At 35.9% G+C, this 25,942-nt stretch carries 24 protein-coding genes; 16 read left to right on the plus strand and 8 right to left on the minus strand.

The annotated features are described in order from the left end of the window. Nucleotides 1–111: 111 nt before the first annotated feature. From rimM to ACECE_RS0201630, 11 genes are all read left to right on the plus strand, one after another. Complete coding sequence (rimM, locus tag ACECE_RS0201575) at nucleotides 112–636, plus strand: ribosome maturation factor RimM (RefSeq protein WP_010243547.1); 525 nt, start codon at nucleotides 112–114, stop codon at nucleotides 634–636. Beyond that, nucleotides 626–1,378: a tRNA (guanosine(37)-N1)-methyltransferase TrmD gene (trmD, locus tag ACECE_RS0201580; protein ID WP_010243548.1), complete on the plus strand. Its 753-nt coding sequence runs from the start codon at nucleotides 626–628 to the stop codon at nucleotides 1,376–1,378. Before rimM ends, trmD begins: the two co-directional genes overlap by 11 nt. Nucleotides 1,379–1,533: 155 nt before the next feature. Then, a complete protein-coding gene (locus ACECE_RS0201585) occupies nucleotides 1,534–2,067 on the plus strand; it encodes a peptidylprolyl isomerase (RefSeq protein ID WP_010243549.1) in 534 nt (177 codons plus the stop codon). A 266-nt stretch (nucleotides 2,068–2,333) separates the two neighbouring features. Continuing rightward, nucleotides 2,334–4,934, plus strand: coding sequence for an InlB B-repeat-containing protein (locus tag ACECE_RS0201590; RefSeq protein WP_010243550.1), 2,601 nt, complete (start codon nucleotides 2,334–2,336; stop codon nucleotides 4,932–4,934). Nucleotides 4,935–5,240: 306 nt separating this feature from the next. Then, on the plus strand, nucleotides 5,241–5,945 hold the full coding sequence (locus ACECE_RS0201600; protein ID WP_010243551.1) for a hypothetical protein: 705 nt from the start codon (nucleotides 5,241–5,243) through the stop codon (nucleotides 5,943–5,945). 19 nt (nucleotides 5,946–5,964) lie between these two features. Beyond that, nucleotides 5,965–6,231 (plus strand): PqqD family protein, encoded by a 267-nt coding sequence (locus tag ACECE_RS0201605; protein WP_026073658.1) that lies wholly within the window; start codon nucleotides 5,965–5,967, stop codon nucleotides 6,229–6,231. Then, complete coding sequence (locus tag ACECE_RS0201610) at nucleotides 6,228–6,689, plus strand: S24/S26 family peptidase (RefSeq protein WP_010243554.1); 462 nt, start codon at nucleotides 6,228–6,230, stop codon at nucleotides 6,687–6,689. The genes ACECE_RS0201605 and ACECE_RS0201610 overlap by 4 nt, the downstream gene beginning before the upstream one ends. Then, nucleotides 6,686–8,347: an ABC transporter ATP-binding protein gene (locus ACECE_RS0201615; protein WP_010243556.1), complete on the plus strand. Its 1,662-nt coding sequence runs from the start codon at nucleotides 6,686–6,688 to the stop codon at nucleotides 8,345–8,347. The genes ACECE_RS0201610 and ACECE_RS0201615 overlap by 4 nt, the downstream gene beginning before the upstream one ends. A 3-nt stretch (nucleotides 8,348–8,350) precedes the next feature. Next, nucleotides 8,351–9,550 (plus strand): nucleotidyltransferase domain-containing protein, encoded by a 1,200-nt coding sequence (locus tag ACECE_RS0201620; protein ID WP_010243557.1) that lies wholly within the window; start codon nucleotides 8,351–8,353, stop codon nucleotides 9,548–9,550. 319 nt (nucleotides 9,551–9,869) lie between these two features. Next, complete coding sequence (locus ACECE_RS0201625) at nucleotides 9,870–10,340, plus strand: MarR family winged helix-turn-helix transcriptional regulator (RefSeq protein ID WP_010243559.1); 471 nt, start codon at nucleotides 9,870–9,872, stop codon at nucleotides 10,338–10,340. A gap of 11 nt (nucleotides 10,341–10,351) precedes the next feature. Beyond that, entirely contained in the window at nucleotides 10,352–13,039 is a 2,688-nt protein-coding gene (locus ACECE_RS0201630) for a YhgE/Pip domain-containing protein (protein ID WP_162862449.1), read from the plus strand. Between the two features lie 114 nt (nucleotides 13,040–13,153). Here the strand turns inward: ACECE_RS0201630 and tnpC are convergent, their stop codons facing one another. The 3 genes from tnpC to tnpA form a co-directional block, all read right to left on the minus strand. Continuing rightward, entirely contained in the window at nucleotides 13,154–14,452 is a 1,299-nt protein-coding gene (gene tnpC, locus ACECE_RS26270; protein ID WP_456048986.1) for an IS66 family transposase, read from the minus strand. A gap of 464 nt (nucleotides 14,453–14,916) precedes the next feature. Beyond that, complete coding sequence (gene tnpB / locus ACECE_RS0201640) at nucleotides 14,917–15,291, minus strand: IS66 family insertion sequence element accessory protein TnpB (RefSeq protein WP_010243264.1); 375 nt, start codon at nucleotides 15,289–15,291, stop codon at nucleotides 14,917–14,919. Next, the gene (gene tnpA / locus ACECE_RS26275; protein ID WP_010243567.1) at nucleotides 15,285–15,605 is read right to left on the minus strand and encodes an IS66 family insertion sequence element accessory protein TnpA; all 321 of its coding nucleotides are present in this window, start codon (nucleotides 15,603–15,605) and stop codon (nucleotides 15,285–15,287) included. Before tnpA ends, tnpB begins: the two co-directional genes overlap by 7 nt. Before the next feature lie 238 nt (nucleotides 15,606–15,843). Between tnpA and ACECE_RS0201650 the strand changes: the two genes are divergently transcribed. After that, nucleotides 15,844–16,680 (plus strand): polysaccharide deacetylase family protein, encoded by an 837-nt coding sequence (locus ACECE_RS0201650; protein ID WP_010243569.1) that lies wholly within the window; start codon nucleotides 15,844–15,846, stop codon nucleotides 16,678–16,680. Nucleotides 16,681–16,811: 131 nt separating this feature from the next. Then, nucleotides 16,812–17,177, plus strand: a complete 366-nt coding sequence (locus ACECE_RS0201655; protein WP_010243571.1) for a hypothetical protein — start codon at nucleotides 16,812–16,814, stop codon at nucleotides 17,175–17,177. Nucleotides 17,178–17,332: 155 nt separating this feature from the next. Here the strand turns inward: ACECE_RS0201655 and ACECE_RS0201660 are convergent, their stop codons facing one another. The 5 genes from ACECE_RS0201660 to ACECE_RS0201680 all read right to left on the minus strand — a co-directional run bounded on the left by ACECE_RS0201660 (nucleotide 17,333) and on the right by ACECE_RS0201680 (nucleotide 21,516). Beyond that, nucleotides 17,333–19,015, minus strand: a complete 1,683-nt coding sequence (locus tag ACECE_RS0201660; protein ID WP_010243573.1) for an AMP-binding protein — start codon at nucleotides 19,013–19,015, stop codon at nucleotides 17,333–17,335. Nucleotides 19,016–19,029: 14 nt separating this feature from the next. Next, the gene (locus ACECE_RS0201665; protein ID WP_010243575.1) at nucleotides 19,030–19,578 is read right to left on the minus strand and encodes a helix-turn-helix domain-containing protein; all 549 of its coding nucleotides are present in this window, start codon (nucleotides 19,576–19,578) and stop codon (nucleotides 19,030–19,032) included. 150 nt (nucleotides 19,579–19,728) lie between these two features. Beyond that, entirely contained in the window at nucleotides 19,729–19,920 is a 192-nt protein-coding gene (locus ACECE_RS0201670; protein ID WP_010243577.1) for a CooT family nickel-binding protein, read from the minus strand. Between the two features lie 4 nt (nucleotides 19,921–19,924). After that, a complete protein-coding gene (locus ACECE_RS0201675) occupies nucleotides 19,925–20,335 on the minus strand; it encodes a DUF3842 family protein (protein WP_010243579.1) in 411 nt (136 codons plus the stop codon). A 119-nt stretch (nucleotides 20,336–20,454) separates the two neighbouring features. Then, nucleotides 20,455–21,516 carry an energy-coupling factor ABC transporter permease gene (locus tag ACECE_RS0201680; RefSeq protein ID WP_010243581.1) on the minus strand — a complete coding sequence of 354 codons (1,062 nt, stop codon included), beginning with the start codon at nucleotides 21,514–21,516 and terminating at the stop codon, nucleotides 20,455–20,457. A gap of 310 nt (nucleotides 21,517–21,826) precedes the next feature. On the opposite strand from ACECE_RS0201680, the gene ACECE_RS0201685 reads away from it, so the two are divergent. From ACECE_RS0201685 to ACECE_RS0201695, 3 genes are all read left to right on the plus strand, one after another. Further along, nucleotides 21,827–22,552 carry a hypothetical protein gene (locus tag ACECE_RS0201685; RefSeq protein ID WP_010243583.1) on the plus strand — a complete coding sequence of 242 codons (726 nt, stop codon included), beginning with the start codon at nucleotides 21,827–21,829 and terminating at the stop codon, nucleotides 22,550–22,552. Between the two features lie 84 nt (nucleotides 22,553–22,636). Then, entirely contained in the window at nucleotides 22,637–25,276 is a 2,640-nt protein-coding gene (locus ACECE_RS0201690) for a CBS domain-containing protein (RefSeq protein WP_010243585.1), read from the plus strand. After that, nucleotides 25,273–25,932, plus strand: a complete 660-nt coding sequence (locus tag ACECE_RS0201695) for a site-2 protease family protein (RefSeq protein WP_010243587.1) — start codon at nucleotides 25,273–25,275, stop codon at nucleotides 25,930–25,932. The genes ACECE_RS0201690 and ACECE_RS0201695 overlap by 4 nt, the downstream gene beginning before the upstream one ends. The last annotated feature ends 10 nt before the right edge of the window (nucleotides 25,933–25,942 follow it).

Genomic DNA, 25,942 nt, shown 5'->3' on the forward strand with positions numbered 1-25,942 from the left:
ACATAGGAACTCGATGCTCTGGAGTTTTATTAAAGAATTTTCGAATTGATTTGTGGGAATAAGTGAAATAATATAAGTAAGACTAATTTACTTAAATGGCGGTGTTAAATAATGTTACAGTATTTTGAAATCGGCAAAGTTGTAAATACGCATGGCGTAAAAGGTGAAATTAAAGTAGTACCTTTAACTGATGATCCAAACAGATTTAATAAATTAAAGTCTGCATTCATAGCTTCAGAAATATCTGAAAATATGCAAAAATATAATTTTGAAGGCATTAAGTTTCATAAAAACTTTGTCTTACTTAAGCTAAAAGGCATCGACGATCCAAATGAAGCAGAAAAGCTTAAGGACAAGTTTATAATAATAGACAGGGAAGATGCTGTAAAATTACCTGAAGGCTCTTTCTTTGTATGTGATTTGATTAATTGTGAAGTATATGATGAAAAGGAAAATAAACTTGGAGTTTTAATTGATATACTTCAAACTGGAAGTAATGATGTTTACGTTGTTCGTGATGAAAATAAGAAGGAAATCCTTGTACCTGCTTTGAAATCAGTAGTTAAGGAAGTTTCCATTGAAGATAAAAAAATTATAGTTGAGTTACCACAAGGGTTGATTGACGATGAAGTTTGATATTTTAACACTATTTCCCGAAGTAATTGATGCTGTATTAAAAGAGAGTATTATTGGAAGAGCTCAGGAAAACGGCATAATTGAGATTAATGCTGTTAATATAAGAGATTATTCTAAGAATAAGCACAAGAAGGCTGATGATTACCCCTACGGAGGCGGAGGGGGCATGATAATGACTGCTCAGCCTATTTATGATGCTTATCTTTCAGTTGTAAAAGATGTCGAACACAAACCAAAAGTTATATACTTAAGCCCTCAAGGCAGAGTCCTGACTCAAGAAGTTGTAAAGGAACTGTCAAAGGAAAATCATATTGTTTTATTGTGCGGGCATTATGAGGGAATTGATGAAAGAATAATTGAAGAAATTGTTGATGAGGAAATATCCATTGGTGATTATGTACTTACGGGTGGGGAACTGCCTGCAATGGTACTTATAGATTCTGTAAGCAGATTGATACCCGGGGTATTGTCAAGTGAAGATTCATATTCCCAGGAATCACATTATGAAGGACTGTTGGAGTATCCGCAGTACACAAGACCTGTGGAGTTTAATAACCGTGAGGTACCTGATATACTACTGTCAGGACATCATGCCAACATAACCAGATGGAGAAGAAAAGAGGCCATTAAGCGTACATATTTAAAGAGACCGGATTTGTTTGCAAGGTTTGAATCCGGAAAAGATGATAAAAAGCTTATAGGTGAGGTGTTAAAAGAGCTGGAAGATAAGAAAAAGAACTAAGATGCAGGAATGTAATTCTTAAGGCAGCGCAAATTCTGGATTGCATAGTGGAAAGAGAATTGAAGAATGTGTAATGATTGAGAGTTTACGTGGTATAATATTAACATTATGCCTACGATAATGAATAATTTTTTAGAAATAAGGAGGATACATAAATGGAAAACACAGAAGTTAAAAATCCGGTAGTTACAATCGAGATGGAGAATGGAGGAACAATTAAGGCTGAGTTGTACCCGGACATAGCTCCTAACACTGTTAAAAGCTTTATTTCCCTAATTAATAAAGGTTTTTACAATGGAATTATATTTCACAGGGTTATACCTGGTTTTATGATACAGGGTGGTGACCCTGAAGGAATTGGTATAGGTGGTCCCGGATATTCAATCAGAGGTGAATTCAACTCCAATGGTTTCAAAAATGACCTTAAACATAGCAGGGGAGTTCTGTCTATGGCAAGATCACGTGAGAGAAATTCTGCAGGATCTCAGTTTTTTATTATGGTAAAGGATTCTTCGCACTTAGATGGAGAGTACGCAGCATTTGGGAAGGTTATTGAGGGAATGGAAGTGGCTGATAAGATAGTTGCAGCAAAAAGAGACAGATCTGATAAACCTTTGGAGCCACAAAAAATGAAAAATGTAACCGTTGAGCTCTTCGGAAAAGAATACGGTGAGCCGGAAGTTATGTAATATTAAAAGGAAGTTGCACAAGAATGCAGCTTCTTTTTTTAATTCGATTTTGGGAAATATAATATACTGTATTTATAATAGAATTAAAGAATTTTGCTGTAAAGGTTGGTGACTTTCTTTGTTGGGGGAAAATATTACGGTTTTTAGATAAAAAAATAATAAAAATGAAAATAACATGTACAAAATATTGTAAATTTATTATATAATATAAAATGGAAAAATGATGAGATTGGTTGTGAAAATTTACCAATGGGAGGGATGTACAGGTGAGGACAAATGTAAGAAAACTAATGGTATATGTAATGCTAGTGGTTTTGATGGCAGGAATTATGTCGCAGAGTATTTTTGCAGCAACACAATTTGATTCCAATACTGGGATAAACGGTTTGGATGCAGCGGGTAATAGTAGCGTAACAACTAATGATGGGTGGGAAGCTATTGGAAGTGAAGGTTTTTCACAAGGTGCGGCTGACTACACATCAATTGCATTAGACACTAACAATACTCCGTATGTTGCATATGTGGATGCTAGAAATGGTGGTAAAGTTACAGTTAAGAAGTATACGGATAATGTATGGCAAACTGTTGGTACTGAAGGTTTTTCAGAGAAAAAGGCAATAGACACATCAATTGCTATAGATAAAAATAATATACCTTATGTTGTGTATATTGAGGGACCAAACGGTAAAATTGTTGTAAAAAAGTTCGTAGATAATAAATGGACGACTTTAGCATTTTGTGTTGGTTTTGGTGATGATGTATCTATGGCTATAGATAGTAAAGGTACGCCTTATGTTGCATATACTTATTCTACAAAAAACAGTTTACTTTCTTGTGAGTATAGAAACGGTGTGATAGTAAGTAAGTATGTAAAGGATAAATGGAAAATTGAATTAAATCGTGGTTCTTCTGAAAAGAAAGATTATTTTAGCTGTCCAGCTTTGACTTTTGATACTTATAATACTCCTTATGTAGCATATAGCAATAATGGGCTTAATGTAATGAAAGTTTCAACTTTCGGAAATGGTTATAATGAGGGTTTGAAAAAAGGCATTACGAAATTTATAACAATGGCAACAGACAATAAACGAAATTTGTATGTTGCATGTCAGGGAGTCAGCGGAAAAGCTGTAGTAAGGAAGTATACAAATGGAGCTGGAATAGAATTGAGTGATAGCTGGGAAATTTCAGAAGGTAAGGCCGAGTATACCTCAATAGCTATAGATAGCAATGGTATACCTTATGTTGCGTTTACAGATAAAAAAGATGGCTGTAAGGGTGTAGTAAAGAAGTATGAAGCTGGCGAATGGCTTGCATTGGGAAATGAAGGATTCTCAAAGGGCGAAGCGAAATTTTCATCAATTGCCCTGGATGGAAACGGCGTACCTTATGTTGCTTATCAGGATGGTAGTATCAGCAAAAAGGCTACAGTTAGCACATTTGCCAAGGAATTTGAAGTAACTTTCGATTCAAATGAGGGGACAGCTGTAGACGCCCAATATATTGTTTATAATGGTAAAGCTCAGATACCAACACCGCCTCAAAAAGAAGGGTATATATTTGAAAACTGGTACTCGGATGAGGCTTTGACAGAAGTATTTGATTTTAATACACCAATAACCACTGACATAACTCTTTATGCAAAATGGACACTAATAACAGGATTGAAAGTAGAAGTTATAGCTGAAAATGGAACGATACAGGGTATACAGGAAAGCTACTCATATGGAGAAACTGCTGAATTAACAGCTATACCTGCTGAGAATTATAAGTTTGATGGCTGGTATGATGCATCCGGCAATAAAGTAAGCAGTGATGTTGTGTTAAGTTTCACAGTAACTGATAATATTACATATACTGCAAAATTTGTTGCGCTTCCAACAGCTGAGCTAACAATATCAATTGAGGGTAATGGAAGTGTTGAGGGTTGGGATAGCGGCAGCAAAAAGAGCTTTGTACTAGGACGTACAATTCCTTTAAAAGCAATCGCCAATGAAGGTTCGTCATTTCTATATTGGAAGGATAGCAGTCGTGTATTATCAACAGCCTCAGAGTTTAATTATGAGATAGGCTGCAATGAAACTTTAACAGCAGTATTTTTTGAAAATGAAAAAATTATTGTAACTTTCAAAAACAGCAATGGAGAAATCATTAAAACTGTTTATTTAACAGATGGTGATGATGTTATTTTCCCTGAAGCACCAGCAATGCTTGGATACAAGTTTATTGGCTGGGATAAAACTGCTGATGAAATTAAGGCGGCTACAGAGGATATAGAAGTTACAGCATTATTTGAAAAGATTGAAGAGACAGTAACTGTAGCAGTTTATGGTGGAACTGGTTCCGGAGAATTTAATATAAAGGATTATGTTACTGTAGTAGCTAATGATCCTGAGCCTGGTCAAAAGTTTTCACATTGGATGGATGAGCAGGGGAACACTCTTTGTTATGAAACAGAGTACAGTTTCTATGCCTTAAGAGATGTAGTACTTACAGCTGTATTTGTGCCTGATACCGATGCAATAGAAGAAAAAGCGAGTATAGCTATAACAAGTGTAACAAAGACCGATGATAAAATATCTTTTGTTGCGGAAAGAATAGTTCCTGAGGGGAATACAATAATTTCCCATGGTATAATTGTTACTAATAATTCATCAACAGGTGCATCGGAAGCAGATTTTATAATCGGAGGAACAGATGTCTTGAAGGCAACTGCTAAAACAAAGGGATTGATTGGAAATTTCATCTTAAACAAAATAGCTGCTTTAAATGAAACCTGGTATGCTAGAGGGTTTGTAATATATGAGGACAGCGAAGAAAATGTATTTACAATATACAGCAGTATAGTACAAGAGACTATGAATTAAGGAGGGAGAAAAATGAAAAACAAAAAGCACTATGAGGCACCGGAGATCGAAATCCAGCAGTTTGAGGTAGAAGATATTATTGCTTCAAGTGGATTAATACCTGATTCAGATGAAATTACTATGTAGTTTAAGGCATAAAAAGCATTGGGGCTTTTTAAAGCCTGCTTGCTTTTATAAGATTTTATTGTGTGAAATTGGTCTGTCTAAAATCAAGAGAGCATTCAGCTCTCTTGATTTTAGTGCGTTTTTTAAACACTCTCTACAATGGGTCAGGAGGATCTTTTCAAAAAAATCAAGAGGTTATTTATGAATACATACAAAATAGCAGAACTTAAGCTAAACATGAAAGTAAAGGGTAAACTGCTAAAAAGACAGTCTGATGAATATCTTTCAGATAAAAGTACTTCAGCAGATATTACAATAGATATATGTGAGGATTTTTTTAAAGCAAAGCAAAGGGAAATGCCGCATCTATCAATTGACGAGTGCGAATATATTTGGACTGGCAGTGAGTTTTATCATAAACTTTTAGATTTTAACGGTTTTATGCTTCACGCATCTGCTGTAGCAATCGAAAATAAAGCCTATCTGTTTTCAGCTAAAAGCGGAACCGGAAAATCCACGCATACGGAACTATGGCAAAAGTACTTCGGGGAGGACAAAGCAGTTATTATCAATGATGATAAACCTGCAATAAGATTTATAGACAATAAGTTTTATGTTTATGGTACTCCCTGGAGCGGGAAAACGGATAAAAATCTTAATATCAAAGTACCCTTAAAAAGTATTATCTTTATTGAGAGAGCAGAAACAAACTGGATTAACCAAATTGATAGCAGACAGGCAATAAAACTGATTTTAGATCAGACGCTGCGTCCAAAGCAAATAGAAAAAATGGACAAACTATTTAGTTTGCTTGATAAATTATTGAAAACAGTACCTATTTACAAAATGGGTTGCAATATAAGTGAGGATGCAGTAAAGTTTGCATATGATGCAATCGGGAAATAAAAAGATAAGGAGAAAACTTATGAAAATATCGAAAGAATTTGCCCTGAGAGAAATCGCAGGAAATTATATTGTAATACCTTTTGGTGAAAAAACAGTAAATTTTAAATCAATGATTACGTTGAATGAAACCGGTGCTTTCCTATGGAAACAGCTTGAAGAGGAAAAAACTTTTAATGAACTTCAAGATGCAATGCTTGAGGAATATGATGTTGACAGTGAAACAGCAAATTTGGATATTGGAAAGTTTGTTGAGAAACTTAAATCAGCGGGTATTCTGCAACTATGAACATTAAGAAAGTGAGTACAACGCTAGATGAGGTATCACCTATTATTCTGGCAACGCTCGATGAAAATATTGACGTAAAACTGACAGTCACAGGCAGCAGTATGTATCCATTATTGATAAACAAAAGAGATAGCGTAATACTAACAAAGTGTGATGAAGTAAGCTTGAAAAAAGGTGATATTCCACTATATAAACGTAATAACGGCAAGTATGTTTTGCATAGAATTGTCAGGGTCAATGAAAATAGCTATGATTTATGTGGTGATAATCAATACATAATCGAGAGGAACTTGCCTAAGAAAAATATTATTGCAGTAGTAAAGGCTTTTGAACGCAATGGAAAGTTTTATAGCTGTGATAATATTTTATATAATTTATATTGGCGTATCAGAATATTTACAATTCCTTTTCGTAGGTTATTGCAAAGAAGCAGGGGCAGGATAAGGAGAATAAAATGAGAAAGAAACTTGATTCCTGGCTGTGGATATACGGGTATTCCAAAAAACATATCTTAAAAGTGGTTTCGTTAACATTTATTAGTGCACTGATCGCACTGACCTTTATTGGATTGGCATTACTGTCTAAAGAGGTTATTGATATTGCCACAGGAAAGCAAAAAGGAGAAATCTTATTTTATTTTGTTTTATTTATTGTGCTAATTGCTTTTCAGGCAGGTTTAAATATTGTGAGCAGTAATATTCGTGTGAGAGCAAGTGGCAAAATTGAAATGAATATAAAAGAAGGCGTATTCAATTCACTGGTAGAGAAAGAATTGACAGAGCTGAATAAATACCATTCCGGTGAATATATTAATAGATTAACAAGCGATATTGGAATTGTTGTAGAGGGTGTTGTGTCAATATTGCCACAGGCCGTTTCTATGGTAGTAAAGCTTGTTGCTGGGCTTGCAGTTCTCGTTTTTATAGATCCTGTGTATACATTACTATTAATTGTTTGCGGTATTATAGTTTTTGTAATCAGCTGGTTTTACCGGAAAAAGTTTAAAGCTTTACATAAAGAGGTACAACAAACCGATGGAAAAACACGCTCTTTTATGCAGGAATGTGTTGAAAACCTTGTAGTTATTAAGTCATTTACCTCTGAAAAGCCAATAATGAGCAGGCTAAAAGCTTTGCAAAACGATAATTACAGATCAAAAATCAAGCGCAATACAGTCACTAATTTGGCAAGCACAGGGGTTTATGTGCTGTTTACAAGCAGTTATTATTTTACTTTGGTGTGGGGTGTTATGCAGGTTGGGGCCGGTACAATGACCTTTGGTTCATTAACTGCATTTTTGCAGGTATTTGAGCAGGTAAAAACACCTTTTAAAAATATTTCGGGAATTATTCCGCAATATTTTTCCATGATAGCCTCAGTGGAACGTTTGCAGGAGATAGAAAATCTTAAGAACGAAGTGAGCACTAAGAATGCTGAGGATATAAAAGATATCTATGAAAAAATGGAATTTATTAAATTTGATAAAATAAGTTTTACATATAGCGAAGAGCCGATTTTAGTGGATGCTTCTGCAATTATTCAGAAAGGTGAATTGCTTGCAGTTGTAGGCAGTTCGGGTGCAGGAAAAAGTACGCTTATAAAGTTGCTTTTAGGCCTGATAGCAGTAAACGACGGCCAAATTTATTTGAAGACAAAGGAAACAAAATATAATATTGATGCAGGCTTGAGAAAATTGTTTTCATATGTACCACAGGGAAACATGATCCTGTCAGGAACAATAAGGGAAAACATAACTTTTTTCAATGATGGGATTAGTGAACAAGAGGTTATCAACGCTGCGCAAACAGCATGTGTTATGGAGTTTGTTTCCGAACTGCCAGAGGGTCTGGATACATTAATAGGTGAACGGGGAATTGGACTTTCGGAAGGGCAGATTCAACGTATAGCTATCGCAAGGGCGCTTACTTCCAAAGCGCCTATATTATTGCTGGATGAGGCAACATCAGCACTTGACAGCGTTACAGAAAGAGAATTATTAAGTAATTTAAGAAATATTAAAAACAAAACATGCATCTTTATATCACACAGAGAGGCGACAATAGCGGATTGTGACAGGGTAATAAAAATTGAAAACTGCAAGATGTGCGGAGGATAAAACATGGACAAAAATAGCCAATATTTTATAGCATTATTAAATGCTTTTTTAAAGGATACGATGCCAGCAAAACCGATTGATGTTGACTGGGGTAAAGTGTATGATTTGGCGAGCATGCATTCTTTGAGCGGTGCGGTTTATTTACCTATTCAAAAGTTGGAGAACACTGACAAGCCTGAACTGTCAATATTGAATAAATTCAAATCGGACTTTTTTTATGCAACGCTTAGATATGAGGAACAAGAAAAGGTCTATCAAAAAATAGCAAAAAAGCTTAGTGATGATAGGATTGAGCACTTATTCTTTAAAGGTGTTGTAATAAGGGAATACTATCCTGTAAAACAGATGCGTACACTTGGTGATATTGATTTTCTTTTGCATAAAAAGGATCAGGAGGCTTTTAAGAAATTTATGACCCGAATGGGCTTTAAAAACACATCATCAGAGCAACACGAAAAGTATGAAAAGGGAAAGATAATTATAGAAGCCCATGATAAATTAATAAGTAATAAAATTAATTCAAAGGTTGACTATTCTGCGTACTTCGAAAATGCCTGGGATTATGCAATTGCTAAAGAGAATGGATATACCTATGAGTTGAATATGGAATACCATTTGGTGTTTTTGTTAACTCACTTGGCAAAACACTTTTATGAACTTGGTGCTGGAGTGAGAATGATTCTTGATATTGCAGTGATTTTACAAAAATTCGGTGATGTGCTGAATTTTTCTTTCATTTGGAAGGAGTTAAAGGAAATTAAACTGGATATATTTGCGCAAAATGTATTTGTATTATGTGACAGATGGTTTCAGGTTAAAAATACTGGTACAGCACTAGAGGTGGATGAGTTTGCCTTTAACGTTATGACAAATTATATTTTGGATGGAGGAACATTTGGGTTTTGCAATAATCAAGCTATTAGAATAATAAAAAGGGAATATGTAAAAGTGGATAACCACAAGCTCCCCAAATTCAGGACTTTTTGGCGTAAAATATTTTTGGATTTTGATGAGATGAGTTCAAAATATCCTATTCTTGGGAAGTTGCCTTTTCTGTTACCGTTTGCAAGCGTTCATAGATGGTTTAAGTGTATTATAAAAAAACGCAGCAGAACAATAAAAATATTAAAGACACTTCTTACATTTACATGGTTGGATGAGGTGGAGAAATCTACTGATATGATGAAAAAAATAGGTCTTTAATTATTATAAATAATGGAGAGTACTAGGCTAAGTTTAGTCGGCCGATTAACTAGGTAGCTTTTATCAGGGAAATTACTAAAATTCGATATTCGTAAACGAGAATTAAGAAGATAAACAGATTAAAAGGATAAAAATTAAAGCATTATTAAAATAAATTTAGTTACTTATATAAAATAAAAATTTATAGTCCTATACAAAACTATTTTGGTATTAACAATTTGTTTGAAAAGGAGTATATTTGAAAATAAGATATCTTGATTATCAAGATATCTTATTTTCAAATATACTTAGAATCAAGACAAGATAAGGAGGTGAAAATTTGCAGGATGACATTAAGGCTGAAGTCCTTTTGGTAGGCCACTATTTTAAAGAGCTGATAGATAAGTATAATAGGATGCAAACGAAAAAAAGGTTATATAAGGACATAAAAGACCTGACGATTATTGATATCAAGACTATCATAGTCATTGGCAAGGATATGAGAAGCATGTCAGAGGTAGCGTCAAGTCTGGATGTAACATCAGGTACATCGACAGTTGCAATTGACAGGCTTATTGCCAAGGGTTATGTAGAAAGAATAAGAGATCTTGAGGATAGGCGTCAGGTGTTTGTAAAGCTATCAGCAGATGGAGTGAAGGTTTACGAAACAGCGGAAGAAGTTAAAAACGAAGTTATTGAAAGGGTATTTGGAGTGCTTTCTCCTGAAGAAAGAAAAGTGACAATTGATATATTTAAGAAAATTAATAATCAATTTAGCGAACTATTTCCAGAGGAAAATTGCAAAAAGTAAAGGTGATCGATATGGATAAAACTAAATATAAGGAGCTTGCCGAATCTCGTAAAACCAAGTCAAGATTTGCAATGTTCAAGATTATCAAAGATGACTTGAAATTCTTCAAGAATAATACATTAAAGATGGTAGGAATTATTGTAATATGCTTTATACCTTTATTGTATAGCTGTTTATATCTGGATGCCTTTTGGAACCCATATGGAAATTTGGATAAGTTACCAATTGCTGTAGTCAATATGGATAAGGGCAGTTTAAAGGATGGAGATTCCGTTAACTTTGGAAATGAAGTAATTGAAAGTTTGAAGGATAACAAAAGCCTTAAATGGGTATTTACAAATTATGATGATGCCCAGTATGGTGTAAAAAAAGATAAGTACTATTCAATGGTAGTAATACCTGAAAACTTTTCAAAGACTGTCACTGATTCAGTTAATGGTAATATGAAACAGGCATCAATTACTTATATACCAAATGAAAAGAAAAACTATCTGGCATCTCAGATATCTTCAAGGGTTATGCTAGAGCTTAAAGAAAAGGTTGCAAGCAGTATTTCCGATAACGGTACAAAAGTTTTAGTTGAAAGCTTGTATGATGCAAAAGACGGATTTAAGAAAGCATATGATGGGAGTGCCGAATTAAATGATGGTGCAGGCAAGCTATATGACGGCGCCAAGAAATTAGACAGCACTATGGATGAACTTATTAGTGGAGCTGATTTGTTGAAGGATGGTTCCGGCAAGCTGTTAGATGGATTGAAAGAATTTCAGAATCAATCTAATGATGGCAAGAGTAAGCTCATATCCGGTGCAAAGGATTTGTCAACAGGTACAGGCAAAGCTTATGATGGAATAAAGGTATACGATGAGAAAATTTCAAAAGGTGAGAACGAGTTAGCCGATGGCGCAAAAAAATTGTCAGATGGTCTTGATACATTTGCAAACGGTCTTGACGAATATGACAGTAAAATAAAAGACGGAACAATACAATTGACAGATGCAACAGGCCAGTTATCGGATGGGTTAACAAAATTAACAGATGGGATTAGTCAGTTTCAAAGTGGACTTGTGACATACGATAATAAGATTTCAGCAGCAGAAAGTCAAATAGCGCAAGGGGCTGATACGCTTTGCCTCAATTTAAGCAAGTTAAATTCAAAGCTGTCATCAAGTGTTAATAAAGATGATGTTACAGCCCTTGTAGCAGGGACACAGAAAGCTTCTAGCGCTGTTAAAACTGCAAATAGTACAATTGCAGATATGAATGCTCTCAAGCAGAAAATTCTCACTGACACTAATTTGGGTCAGAGTGATAAGACTGCTATACTCACAGCGCTTGGAACAATTCAAGCTTTAAACAGTGAAACCAGTGGCTTACCTAAAATTGCAGAAGGTACCTCAAAGTTGGCTTCAATTACTGATGTGGTGGATGCAGTAGGGTCTCTTAGTAGTGGTGCAGCACAATTGTCCAGCGGTATATCAAATGCGAATAAACAAAGCTCAGCAGGACGGCAGAGTTTGATTACAGAAGGAATAAAACCTCTTTCTGATGGGGCAAATGATATTAAGAACGGTGCAGACCAATTAGATAAGGGTATGAATGAATTTCAGGTACAGAGTGAAACAGGACGCAATGCACTTATAAACGGAACAAGAAATTTAAATGAAGGTAGCAAAGAACTGTATAATGGGATTTCACAATTTAAGGCTCAAGGCAGTCAGGCACGTAAAACAATATTGGATGGTGTAGATAAATTATACTTGGGGACGGGTACATTCTTAAATGGTTTATGTGAATTTGACACCAAAACTGCAGATGGTGTTAAAAAGCTTGCAGATGGTGCAAACAGCATTTATGACGGCGAATGTAAAGCTGCTGATGGTGTTAGAAGAATTAAGAATGAGGGTACTACAGAGCTCAAGGATGGAACAAGTAAACTATATGAAGGTACAACTACCCTTAGCAATGGGCTTAAGGATGGATATGAAGAAATGGACAGCGGGCTTAAGACAACTCCAGAAGAAATGGCTGGTTTCCTTTCTGACCCGGTAGCACTTGAAAGAAAGCCTATGTATGAGTTGCCTAATTATGGAACTGGTTTTACTCCGTACTTTTTACCGCTTTCATTGTGGGTAGGAGCGCTTCTGATGTTTTTGATGGTACCAATGGAAGTAAATAAGAAATATAAGAACTCACCAGTATCAATTGTATTCGGAAAGTATGGACTGATGTTGACTGTTGGAACACTGCAGGCTATTATTTCATGCCTTGTAGTACTTTTCGGATTGAAGCTGCAGGTGCAAAGTATACCGTTATTTATAGGGTTTAATATACTAACTTCCGCAGCATTTATCGCGATTATTCAGTGCCTGGTCTATATATTCGGTGAAGATGTTGGAAGATTCTTTGGCTTGGTATTGCTGATGCTTCAGTTGACATCTTGCGGCGGAACATTTCCAATGGAACTGGTACCGAAATTCTTTAATTCATTACATGCATGGCTGCCAATGACTTATGCAATATCCGGTTTAAGAGAGATTATATCGGGGGCAGACTACAGTGTATTGAACAAAGATATTATGATATTAAGTGCACTTATGGTTGTTTTCTTAGTAATATCGATATGGCTGAAATCTAGAGTTGAGAAAATTAAAAATAAGATTTTAAGATTTAGGGTTGCCAGTGAAGATGTTGCATAAGTAAAAAAGTACAAATAGGTGGACGGCTTGATTAAACTTCAAGTCGTCTTTTTTGTAAGTGCTTCAAAAGATGACGTCTAGCTATATCACGATCATTGCGATAAGCTAATGGTGTCATTTTTTGAAGCACTTTTTATGTTTATGATTCAGCCTGCATTCTTCCGGTAAATCCTTTGACCAAGGCAGGTACTTGTCCAGAAGTTCTGGGTGGTTTTTAAAATCTGTATTAGGCATTGCTTCAAGGATATATTTTAGATACTCATACACATCCAAAATATTTGCTTTAGCAGATTCCACCAATGTATAAAGGATCGCATTAGCAGTTGCTCCCTTTGGAGTGTCAGCAAAAAGCCAGGCTCTTCTTGCTACGGCATATGGTTTGATATTTGCCTCGCAAAGATTGTTGGAGATGGGAAGCCTTCCGTCTTCTAGAAATGTTTCAAGATACTTTTTTTGATTCTTAGCATAATTTAGAGCTTTTGTCAGGTTCTCATTTGTAGTAGAAATTGCAGAGGTCTCTTCAACCCATGACCAAAAGGCATCAAGAATGGCACGTGACGCCTCCTGACGCTTCTCTTTCTTTTCGTCATATGACAGTTCCTTTATCTCATCTTCCAGTTTGAAGAGAAGATTGATGAATTCCCTTCCTTCAGCTCCTTTGGAACCCGAGATCTCTTTTCCTTTATTGTCCAGCGGAATACTTTCTATGAAATAGCGTCGACAATGAGCCCAACAAAGATTTCTTTTAATGTTCTCCGCTTTCTCATAAGCACTATACGCATCCGTGGTTAGATATCCATGAAACCCTTGTAATAGTTGCTTTGCAACATCACCGCTTCGGCTTCTGGAATAGTGGAAGAAAGCTGCCTTGATCTCTTCACAAGCTGCACTTCGCATGACCCACATGAAAGAATCACTGCTAGCTTGTTTGCCTTCTTCCTTATTACACTGGATTCTTGTTTCATCCATGTGAAGGACTTCGCATTTTAAAAGCTCCTCATGAATCCGGTTGTAAATCGGAGCCAGCCATTCTTCACTACACCGAATCGTCCAGTTTGCCATATTAGATCTTGGTAGCACCATACCTATACGGTACCAATCGTTCTCTTGACGGTTGAAAGGAATCCCCATTGCAAACTTCTGATACATGACTTGTGCCACAAGGGATGCAGTTGCTATGGAGTGTGGCAGAACTGAAGTTGGAACCGCAGCTTTCTGGAAATGGTCTTTGGGATTTTCGCTACCTTCATTTCCACAGTTGGTACACTTAGCAACTTCCTGGAGAACCTGTACTACTTTCAGTTTTGACGGAATAAATTCCACTTCTGTGCGTACAAGCTTTTTACCAATGACTTTCAGTTCTGCTCCGCACTCGGAACAGTTTTCTTCCGGAGGAATGATATATTCCTCCACCTCTTTCGGAATATTTACAAGCATTTCAACTCTGACACCAGGCTGTCTGGCAGTTCTTTGGTGGCTTGGAACGGTTATTTTTTTCTGTTCCTTAAATAATTCCGCTGCCAGTTCCTGCGTTGTTTCAAACAGATTTATTTGTTCGCCTGTCTGTCTGGTAATCTCAGAAGGGCTACCAAATAGTTCTTGCGAGCGTGCAGGAGAGCCTGAATCATGTTCTCAAGCTGGATATTTGTTTTTGAATGATCTTATCTTTTGCTTCAAGTTCCTGCTTTTGTTTTTCAACTAAAGCCCGAAGCATTTCCAGTTCTTCATGTTCTGTCAATGGTATACACGTCCTTTTTTATCTGGTTTAAGTATACCACTTTTTAATGCCTTTTTCTATATTTTAGGAGATATTAATGGGCAAAAAAATGCTGATTTTATGCGGGTTTTTAGCCGTTTTTTCGGCATATTCACCAACCCTAATAACAGGTTTTTTCGGCACTCATTTCAACAGAATAATGTGCCTTTTTCTGTTCTATATTAAGTCCCTGAAAGAGCCATTCCATCTGCTGTAATGTAATCTCTTTTACTTCCGACGGGCTCTTGGGCCATTGAAACTTCATTCCTTCCAAAAGCTTCTTGCTGGCAAGGATAAACCCATTTTTATCATATCTCAAAACTTTAATAGCTGTTTTTCTTTTATTGCAGAAGATGAAAGCGCAGCTGTCTGAAAATGGATCGAGTTTAAACTGTAGATTCACAATCGCCACCAATCCATCAATCTGCTTCCGAAAATCTGTGGAATTACAGGCTATGTAGATATGTTCAGCTCCCTGGGTAAATCCGCCTAACATATTGAACGCAGTGCTTTTAACACTGTTGCTAGCAACTGAAGATCAGTCTTTTCGTGTATATCCAATACAAAATTGTCATACCGTATTGTGATGGAAGCAGAACCCGGATGCCTTATCACTTCTTCTGGAATTTTCATTTCTGCCCAGCATATATCTGTTGCTGAGTTCTTTTGCTTATTGAGTCTTGTAAGCCAATATTTGTAGGTTGACAATTTTATATTATTTTTTTCACACCATTGCCTAGCAGATAAGCCACTGGCTTTACAATCTAAAATTGTCTGCTTCCATATTGTCTCGGATTTTCTTTGTGCCATTTTAAAATGCCTCCTGACTTCATGAGTTTTATATCAGAAAGCATAACAGAAGTAGTTGTTAATTACACTACGGTATGTTTTGAAGCACTTACGTCTTTTTTAATGTTTTAAGATCTATAGATCCAGTATTTATATTGCAATGGAAAAAGAATAATTAGTTTGGTATAATGATTTTGGTGTTATTTGGGTCAAATAAGGCTAGAATGTGAAATATAATTTAAATAGGAGCTAAGGAACTATGGCAAGCATGTTTTTAAGATTTCCAGGAGGAAGAAAAAAATCACTTACATTAAGTTATGATGATGGTGTTGAGCAGGATATGCAGCTTGTTGAAATTATGAATAAGCATGGATTGAAAGGAACATTTAATATAAACAGTGGTTTATATGCTGCCGAAGGTACGGTTTATCCAGGAGGGCAGTCTCACCGCAGAATGACAGAAAAGCAAGTCACAGAAACTTTTAAGAATTCGGGACATGAGGTTGCGGTACACTCATTAACACATCCATTTCTTGAACAATTGCCTATAAACATGGTTGTAAATGAAATAATAAAAGACAGAGAGAATCTCGAAAAGCAATTTGGTACAATTGTTCGTGGAATGGCATATCCTTATGGCACAATGAATGATAGTGTTATTGCAGCGCTAAAGTTTTGTGGTATTGTGTACTCAAGAACTGTTTTTTCAACAAATGATTTTAGAATTCCTAATGATTGGATGCAGTTAACTGCAACATGCCATCACAATTCACCTGAACTTCAAAAACTTGCAAAAAAGTTCGCAGAAGATAACGTAACAAGGACACCATATCTGTTCTACTTATGGGGGCACAGCTATGAACTTGAAGACAACAGCAATTGGAATGTTATTGAGGATTTTGCAAGGTATGTAGGCAATAGAGATGATATTTGGTATGCAACCAACATAGAAATTTATGATTATATAGAGGCATATAATAGATTAGTATTTAGTGTTGATGGCAAACGAGTTAAAAATCCATCCAATATGAAAATCTGGTTTGAGTATTCTGGTAAGATTATTGAAATAGAAGCAGGTGCAATGATGGAAATTTAAGATAATGCCCATGCTTGGCAGATTATATGGATGCTTTGTTAATGAAAAGATATAAGTTGTAATGGGTTTAGTTATGGCAAACTTCAATTATAAATGATCATTGGACAATTTTTAATGCTGGAGGTAGAAATATGCTGAAAAGAAAATGGTTTAAGTTTCTATTAGTGAGTTTTATCTGTTTGACAATTATTAAATTATTTACTGCAAAAGTCGGTTTATTGGGAGATCCCACAGAGCAACTAGTTATCAAACCGTACCCAACAATATTTAATGAGTATTATATGAAAGGCGAGGAGAATGAGGCTAATATTTTGAAATACAAGGGAACCTGGTATTTTGAAGGAAAGTATTACACCATTACTGGAGATGAAGCGGGTTTCAACGGAGAAAAAGTATATGATTTTATGATGCATGTCTGGTGGATGTTAGGGGCAGGAATTATTTTGGTAATGGTGAGCGATAATATAAACAAGAGAAGACAGTATAAATTAGCCTGATCTATGACTACTGCTGGATATAACAATTGAAAATTAAATGAAAAGAGAATACATCGGTTTTTTCAACAAGTTAAGAGAGCATTCTTATGTCCTTAACTTGTTGATTTTTATAAACCAATTTGGCGTAATGGCTAAAATATGCCATTTGCAACGAATTATTCCGTTTTGTTGAATTTATCTGAATCCTCACGGCGAATCTGTGCACGTTTGATTTTACCGCTTATGGTCTTAGGAAGTTCATCTACAAATTCCAGGACTCTAGGATACTTATAAGGAGCAGTAACATGTTTAACATAATCCTGAATTTCTTTCTTTAAAGCATCGGATGCAGTATATCCTTTTGCAAGTACAACTGTAGCCTTAATGACTGTTCCGCGAACCTCATCAGGAACTCCGGTTACAGCGCATTCTACAACTGCAGGATGCTCAATAAGTGCACTTTCTACCTCAAAAGGACTGATTCTATAGCCTGAAGCTTTGATAACATCATCATTTCTTCCCACAAACCACAAGAATCCGTGCTCATCCCGGTATACCATATCACCGGTGTGATATATATCGTTGTACCAAACCCTGTCTGTTGACTCTTTATCTCTGTAGTATCCGCAAAAGAGTCCGGCAGGTTTGTTTGAATCAGCTTCTCTTATAACCAGTTCACCTTCTACACCGGCAGAACATGAGCAATCATTTTCATCAACTACATCAATCTTAAAGGCCGGATTTGGTTTTCCCATAGCACCGGGATAAATATCAAGCCATTCAAAGTTTGCAACAAGTACGGTTGTTTCCGTTTGGCCGAACCCATTTAAAATGCTCAGGCCGGTCTTACTCTGAAATTTCTTGAAGACTTCGGGGTTAAGCGGTTCGCCGGCAGTTGAACAATGTACAAGGGAAGAAAGGTCATATTTTTCAATTTCGTGCTGAAGAATAAACCTATATATGGTTGGTGGTGCGCAAAATGTAGAAATTTTATATTTCTCTATTTTTTCAAGAAGGGTGCTAGGTTCAAACTTGTCCATATCATATACAAAGTGAACAGCTCCACAGATCCACTGCCCGTAAATTTTTCCCCAGCCAAATTTAGCCCAGCCGGAATCGGAAACCGTCAGGTGAAGTCCTCCGTCAACCACACGCTGCCAGTACTTTGCTGTTACGATGTGGCCAAGGGGATATGTAAAACTGTGAATAGCCATCTTGGGCATGCTGGTAGTTCCCGAAGTAAAGTAAATAATCATGGGATCATCATTTGTAGTATCGGCATTGCCGGTTGGTCTTGTCCATTCTTCACTTGAAAGCTCTATGCTTTTATCAAAATCTGTCCAGCCTTCTTTTTGCCCTCCGACCAGGAACAGCATTTCAACTGTAGGAGATTTTTCTCTTGCTGCTTCTACCTGATGGATTACTTCCGGCAGGTTAAATGCAATAACAGCCTTGATTGAAGCGGCGTTACACCTATAAGCAATGTCTTTTTCCGTCAGCTGATGTGTAGATGGAATATAAGTTGCTCCAATTTTCGCCAATGCAAGAATCACAAAATAGAATTCGAAACGTCTCCTAAGAATAAGCATCACTCGGTCTCCTTTACGAATTCCGGCGCTGCTCAACATATTTGCTGTTTTATCGGACCATCTTTTCATTTCACTAAAAGTAAAGGTCCGTTCATTTTCATTGTCATCACACCACACTAGTGCTGGTCTTGAAGGTTCAAGACGTGCATATTCATCTACGATATCGTAGGCAAAATTGAAGTTTTCAGGTACAATGATTTTATAATTTTCACAAAAGTCCTCGTAGGACTCAAACTCCGATTTAGCAATATACTTATAATCCAGAGTCATTCTTTTCACACCCTTTACAAAAGTATAACTGTAAGAAATTTAGCCGGTTTATTATCGATAGAAAGCATTCTATGTGGAATCATAGAATTGAAATATAGTGTGTCTCCCGGTTCTAATATGTATTCTTCCGTGCCAATAATTACTTTCATCTTACCTTCAAGACAGTAATTAAACTCTTGCCCTTTATGAGAAACCAACTCAGGATCCTTTTCGGCTTCCAAAGTAACAAGTAATGGTTCGATCTTTCTGTTTGCATACTTATATGCCAGACTTTGAAAATCATACTGATCGTACCGTTCGACTTTTAAACCTTCGCCTTTTTTTAAATAACATACATCGTGGAGCTTTGGAGAAACCCCGGTTAGAACCTCAGTTAAGTCTACACAGTAAAAGTCTGCAATTTCATATAAAATGCTTATTGGAATATCATCTTCACCATTCTCATATTTTTGAAAATCCGCAAAAGATAACCCTAATTTTTGAGCAGCTTCCTTTTCAGATATCCCTGAAAGCAATCTTAAACCTTTGATTCTAGCTGCAATATCCCTTACTTTTTCATTCATAGGAGCACGTTCCTTTCTGACGAAATATGAAAATCAGCACTAAAATCCATTTAGGAATGCTGAAATTACTGCTGAAGTTATATTTCAGCAATTCATTAACTTAAACGTTGTTTGAATTATATCATATTTAAAAAAAATTTCGAAGAAAATTTAAAATTCTTCGATAATAATTTTATGATCGACAAGAGCCATCTCTTTAATTTTCCCTTTTATAGTTTTTCTTTCACAGAATACATTTTCGAGTTCAATTATGCCGTCTCTGGGTAGGATCTTGTCTACAGACTCTAGAACAAGCTCTTCATCGCCATCTTTATTAATTATATATACATTTGCTTCACACATATTATCACCCCATATATTCTTTTAATAATATTATAGCACTATCAACCTGATGCGGAAATGGCTCATTTTTAACACCTGCAATTTGAATATTGCATTTATTCATTGGTATCAGTATTTTTTTTGCAGGACTTTCTGCAATTGCTTTAGCTATTGCTGGAGTTAGTTCCCCGAGCATTGAATTTGCAGCAATTATGCCTATCGGACCCATAATCACATCTACTCTTGTTGAATTATAAATTATTGCATTTTCTCCGGATGCACCTTCATTAGCACCTGCTTTAAGCATTAGAGCTGTAGCTAAGGCATTGGTTCCAAGTGCAAGTATTTCCAAATTATGCCCGTACTCTAACCTCAATTTTTCTACTATAGTTTTTCCCATACCTCCGCCTTGACCATCTATAACTGCAATGCGCATATTTAGCCCCCTAACCAAATCATTATATTACTTATTATATTATATTCCATTCGATTTTTGCAAAAAATTTGGAGATACAAAAAAGTATCTCCAAAATTCTAAACTGTCCCTTACTTATGTTAAGCAGATGCTCGATTTTTCCGTCTTTTTATAAAAATAATGATTATTCCGGTCGATGCTATTAGTGCTAGTGTCAATATGCCTCCAACAATACCAGAAACGCTGGTTCCTGCATTCATGGCAGGCCATGCCTCTTCATTTGATCCAATGGTCTTTTCGGATGTTTCTTCTGACTTTTCATCCGTTTTAAATCCGTAATCAGGTAAAAATGCTGTTTTTTCCTGTATTTCAGATATTATTTTATGAATTTTATCGGATGATTCAAGTTCCTCTGTACCGACAGTCTTTTCTATAGACCATTCCAAACCATCGGGATTTGCTGAAGCAAACCAGGAAAGAGCTCCACCAACTATAATAACAGCAGCTGCAAGTCCTATCAAAAGCTTTTTAGTGGATATGTTTCCATGTGATTTACCAATAGCAGCATTTTCGATAATTTCAGGTCTTGCTTTCCATACAAACGTCACAACTGTTGCTGTCGCAAATCCTTCAACCACTCCTATTGCAAGATGGATAGGCTGCATCATCAGTAGAAATGCTCCAAAATGCAATTCAGTCTTTCCGGATAAAAGAGTTTCAAGTACAACGCTAAAAGATCCAATTTGAAGTCCAACTATTGCAGATACCATAGATGCTGCAAAAATTTTCTTTGAATTAGTGGTTTTTCTTGTAAAACATTTATATATTAATGGATACGCAATAAAGCACGTATAGAAGCCTAGATTAAACAAGTTACAACCATAAGCGAGTAAACCTCCATCTCCAAAAAACAGTGCCTGAATTAATAGAACAGATGCCATTGTCAGAAATCCTGCATGCGAACCAAGCAATATTGCAAGAAGCAAACCTCCGCCAAGATGTCCGCTCGAACCTGTTCCAGGTATGGTAAAGTTAATCATTTGAGACACAAAAACAAAAGCTCCCATTACCCCCATTAAAGGAATTTTCTTTTCATCAAGGTCATAACGGATCTTCTTAATTGAGTAAGCTGCAACTCCAACAGCAGCGGCCAGCATAGTTCCACCAACAACAGGTGATATCAAGGCATCGGCCATATGCATTAAAATCATCTCCTTAGAAAATAATAAACCCAAAAAAGAGCTCCTTCTAAAGCCGCTTTTCTGGGTTCGTCCCAAAGTTTAATTATAAAACAATAATATTAATATAAAAGCCTTCATAGCTTTAATTTCTAAAGGTCAATATATCACAGCATGCTTGTTAAGTCAATAGAAGTAATGACACAATTTGACACAATTAAACCTACCGATGACAAATGATTATAAGGGAAATATGTGACAATCTGGAATGGATTTTGTTCAACTCTATTGGATGATATGATACAATTAATATTATTTTAACGAGGTGATACATATGAATAAACTTAATAAAATGATATCGGTTAATATTATAACAGTTTTATTTATACTTTTATTTTCCTGTGTTTGTTTTGGCAATTCTGCAGGACCTCCATCAATATTGATAATAGTGTCAAATGCACCGGATAACTTTGAAATAGGCATTGGTTCAGGAACCGGATATTCTAAAGCTAAAATTGTAGATAAGGGTGTTGAATCATATTACATATTTTATCCAAGAGAACTGAGCACTATAGCTAATCATACATTAAAAATTAAAAATGATGATGAGACTTTTGAAATACCTATAGATAAACCGCTTAAGTCTTATAACAATGTCTTTACACTTGACTTGAAAAATAAGACCCTTTATCCAGGAAAACTATTATCGAGATCAATCTTATTAGTGGGATTACGTATAATGTTAACACTCATAATAGAGGGAATTATATTTTATTTAATGGGCTTCAGGCGTAAAAAGTCATGGGTTGCTTTTTTGGTAATAAATATTGTCACGCAAGGGGCTTTGAATATTTTGCTTAATTGTTTTTCTCCATTAGCCAGTTATACAATAATGCTTTCACTTATACTTGGCGAATTTTTGGTGTTTTTTTCTGAATCAATAGCATTCCCGATTTTTGTGAAAGAACACTCACAATTGAGAAAAGTTGCATTTGTTTGGTTTGCAAATAGTATTAGTCTGGTAGCAGGCGGATATATTATATTGAACCTGCCTGTGTAAAGAGTACTTTGAATAGAGTACATTTTCACAAAGTGATATAATAGTGTATTATTAAGCAATGATTATAACTGTGGAGAGAAATTAATGGAGATAATTATAGGACATAACAATACTGATTTTGACTGTCTTGCATCAATGATTGCGGCTAGAAAGTTGTATCCTGAGGCGCAATTGGTTCTTCCGGGTAATATCGGCAGAGAGGTACGAGAATTTATAAATATGTACATGGATGTTTTCAACTTTATTGAGTCGGGTGATGTTGAATGTGAAAAGCTCACCAGGATAATAATTGTTGACACCCATTCGACAGCTAGAATTGGTAAGTTTAAAGAATACGTTGCAAAACCGGGGATTGAAGTTATTATTTACGATCACCACATATTGTGTGAGGATGAAATTTCTTCTGCAGCCATGAAAATTGAAGAGGTTGGGGCAAATACAACTATTCTTATAGAAGAGCTGATGGAAAAAGGAATTGATATATCTCCTGTAGAGGCGACAATTCTTGCACTGGGAATTTATGTGGATACAAATTCACTGATCTTTTCTGGTACTACTTCAAGGGATGCGCATGCTCTTGGATATTTACTTGAAAAGGAGGCCAATCTTTCGGTTATTGAGAGTCTGATTATAAACCGCCTGTCGACAGGGCAGCGGGAATTGTCGCAACTGCTTAATAAGAATATTGTAATTGATTGTGTTAATGGATTTGAAGTCGGGTTTTCGTTGGTTGAGATGGAGGAATATGTTGATGATGCCGCATATCTTACCAGAAAGATATTGGAGGAACGGGATTTGGATGCCCTGTTTTCCATTATGAGGATGGGGCACAAAACTTATATAATCGGAAGAAGCATCACAGAAGAGATTGATTTGAGCATAATAATGAAATTAATCGGAGGCGGCGGTCACAAAGGTGCAGGTTCGGCAAAATCTGACGAAAGGGATCTGCAAAAAATAAGCTCAAATATAAAGGCAGTGCTTAGGGAAAATGTAAGACCAATTATTATGGCCAAGGATATAATGAGTTCGCCTGTAAAAACCGTGCCGGAAGATACAACTATAGATGAGGCTTACGATATTATGATAAAGTTTGGACACTCCGGGATGCCTGTAGTTAGCGGGAATAAGATTGCAGGAATTATTTCAAGGCGGGATATAGACAAGGCAAGGGTTCACGGATATGGACAATCTCCAGTTAAAGGGTATATGTCAAAAAAGGTAGTTACCATAGACTTTAAAGAGCCGATAAAAGAGGTACGGGAATTGTTTGCAGAACATGACATTGGAAGGCTTCCTGTTCTAAAAGATAATGAAATGATAGGTATAGTAACGCGTACCGATGTAATAAGAACCCTTTACGGAGGAAAGTATCAAAAGAGACATAAACCGGGAAGCGAAGGAAGCGAGATAGGAAAGGAATATACCAGTGAAAATCTTTCTTACAAGTTAGATGAACTGCCGCCGAATGTAAGGGAAGTTTTGGCACTTGCAGGCAAAGTTGCCGATTTGGAGGGCTTCAGCATTTATGTGGTCGGGGGCTTTGTAAGAGATCTGATACTTGGTGTTGAAAACCTTGATATAGATATTGTTGTTGAAGGTGATGCAATAGCTTTTGCCAGAAAGTTTGCAGAGACTTCAAAAGCAGTTCTGACAGAGTATGAAAAGTTTCAGACTGCTTACGCAGTACTTGCTGAAGATTTAAAAATTGATATAGTAACTGCCAGAAAGGAATATTATGAATTCCCGGGAGCGCTTCCTAGCGTAGAAAGAGGATCTATAAAAGACGATCTTTTCAGAAGGGATTTTACCATCAACTGTATTGCTATGAAGTTAAATGGCAGAGAGTTCGGAAAGATTGTTGACTTTTATGGGGGCAGAAGGGATCTATACGATGGCATTATAAGAATATTGTACAATTTCAGTTTTATTGAAGATCCGACTAGAATTCTAAGGGCTGTCAGGTTTGAACAGAGATATGGTTTTAAGATGGATGAAAAAACTGAAGAATTTGCAATAGATGCTATAAACTCTGATGTTTTGGACAAGTTAAGCAGAGAGCGAATTAATTCTGAATTCTTTTATATGCTCAAGGAAAAAAATACGGTTATAATGCTTGAGAGGATGCAGGAACTGGGATTGCTCGAAAAAATTTATCCGGAAATAATGCTCTCTGATAGGCTTAAAATGCTAATGGAAAAATCGGATAAGCATTATGATGAGTTTTATAACAGCTTGATTAATAAGAAAAATATTGATAAAATTCTTGTATATCTTTTAGTGTTGTATTCAGATGTTTGTATGGAAAATGTTCCGGTTTTGTCAGACAGATTCAGACTTTCAAAAGAATATAGGGATGAAATACTTCGGTTCGCAAAGGTAAGAGACTTGAAGCTTCATGAAATTTTAAACGGAGGGGAGCCTTCAAATTATGAGATTTACTGCATGTTTAAGGGGTTAGCATTAGAAAGCCTATATATGCTAAGTCTTATGTTTGATGATATGTTAAAAGGTGCTGTTCTTTTGTATGCCAATAATTTAAGTAATATAAAGACTAAAATAACAGGAAGAGATTTACAGGAACTTGGAATAAGTCCCGGTCCACAGATTAAAAAAATTCTGGAAATAGTGCTTAAAGAGAAAATTAATGGTAAAATATTTACTCGTAGTGAAGAAATAGATTATGTTAAGATAAATCTTTTAGATGAGGAGAAAGAGAAATGATAAATTACTTGCCAGGCCAACCTTTGATGCTTGTGATATCAATTTTAATGTTTGTAATGTCCATTACGTTACATGAGTTTTCGCATGGCTTTTCAGCATACCTTTTAGGAGATCCGACTGCCAAAAATCAGGGCAGGCTCACGCTAAACCCAATAAAACACATGGACCCTTTAGGTACAATAATGATCCTATTTACATCTTTTGGTTGGGCTAAACCTGTGCAAGTAAATGCCACAAACTTCGAAGACCGTAAAAAGGGAATGATGATAACAAGTCTTGCAGGACCTTTATCCAATCTGCTTTTGAGCTTTGTTTTCGCATTTCCATATGTTTATTTTGCAACAAAAGGTTATTATAACAGCAATGTTGTAATGAATATTTTGTATAAAGTTTTCCAGGTTGGATTTAGTATGAATATCACTCTTGGGATATTTAATATGCTTCCTGTATCACCTCTTGACGGTTCTAAGATACTTTACGGTTTTTTACCTTCAAGGCATTATTATAAGATGTTGGAATATGAAAATTATATAACAATAGGCTTTGTAATTCTTATGTTTACCGGTATACTTGGAAGAATTCTAAATTTAATTATTTCTCCGGTTGCAACTGGTATATTATATTTAGTTTCAACTATTCTTGGGTTATTTATGTAAGCTTTTGGGT

The sequence above is a fragment of the Acetivibrio cellulolyticus CD2 genome, from assembly GCF_000179595.2.
GTDB lineage: Bacteria > Bacillota > Clostridia > Acetivibrionales > Acetivibrionaceae > Acetivibrio > Acetivibrio cellulolyticus.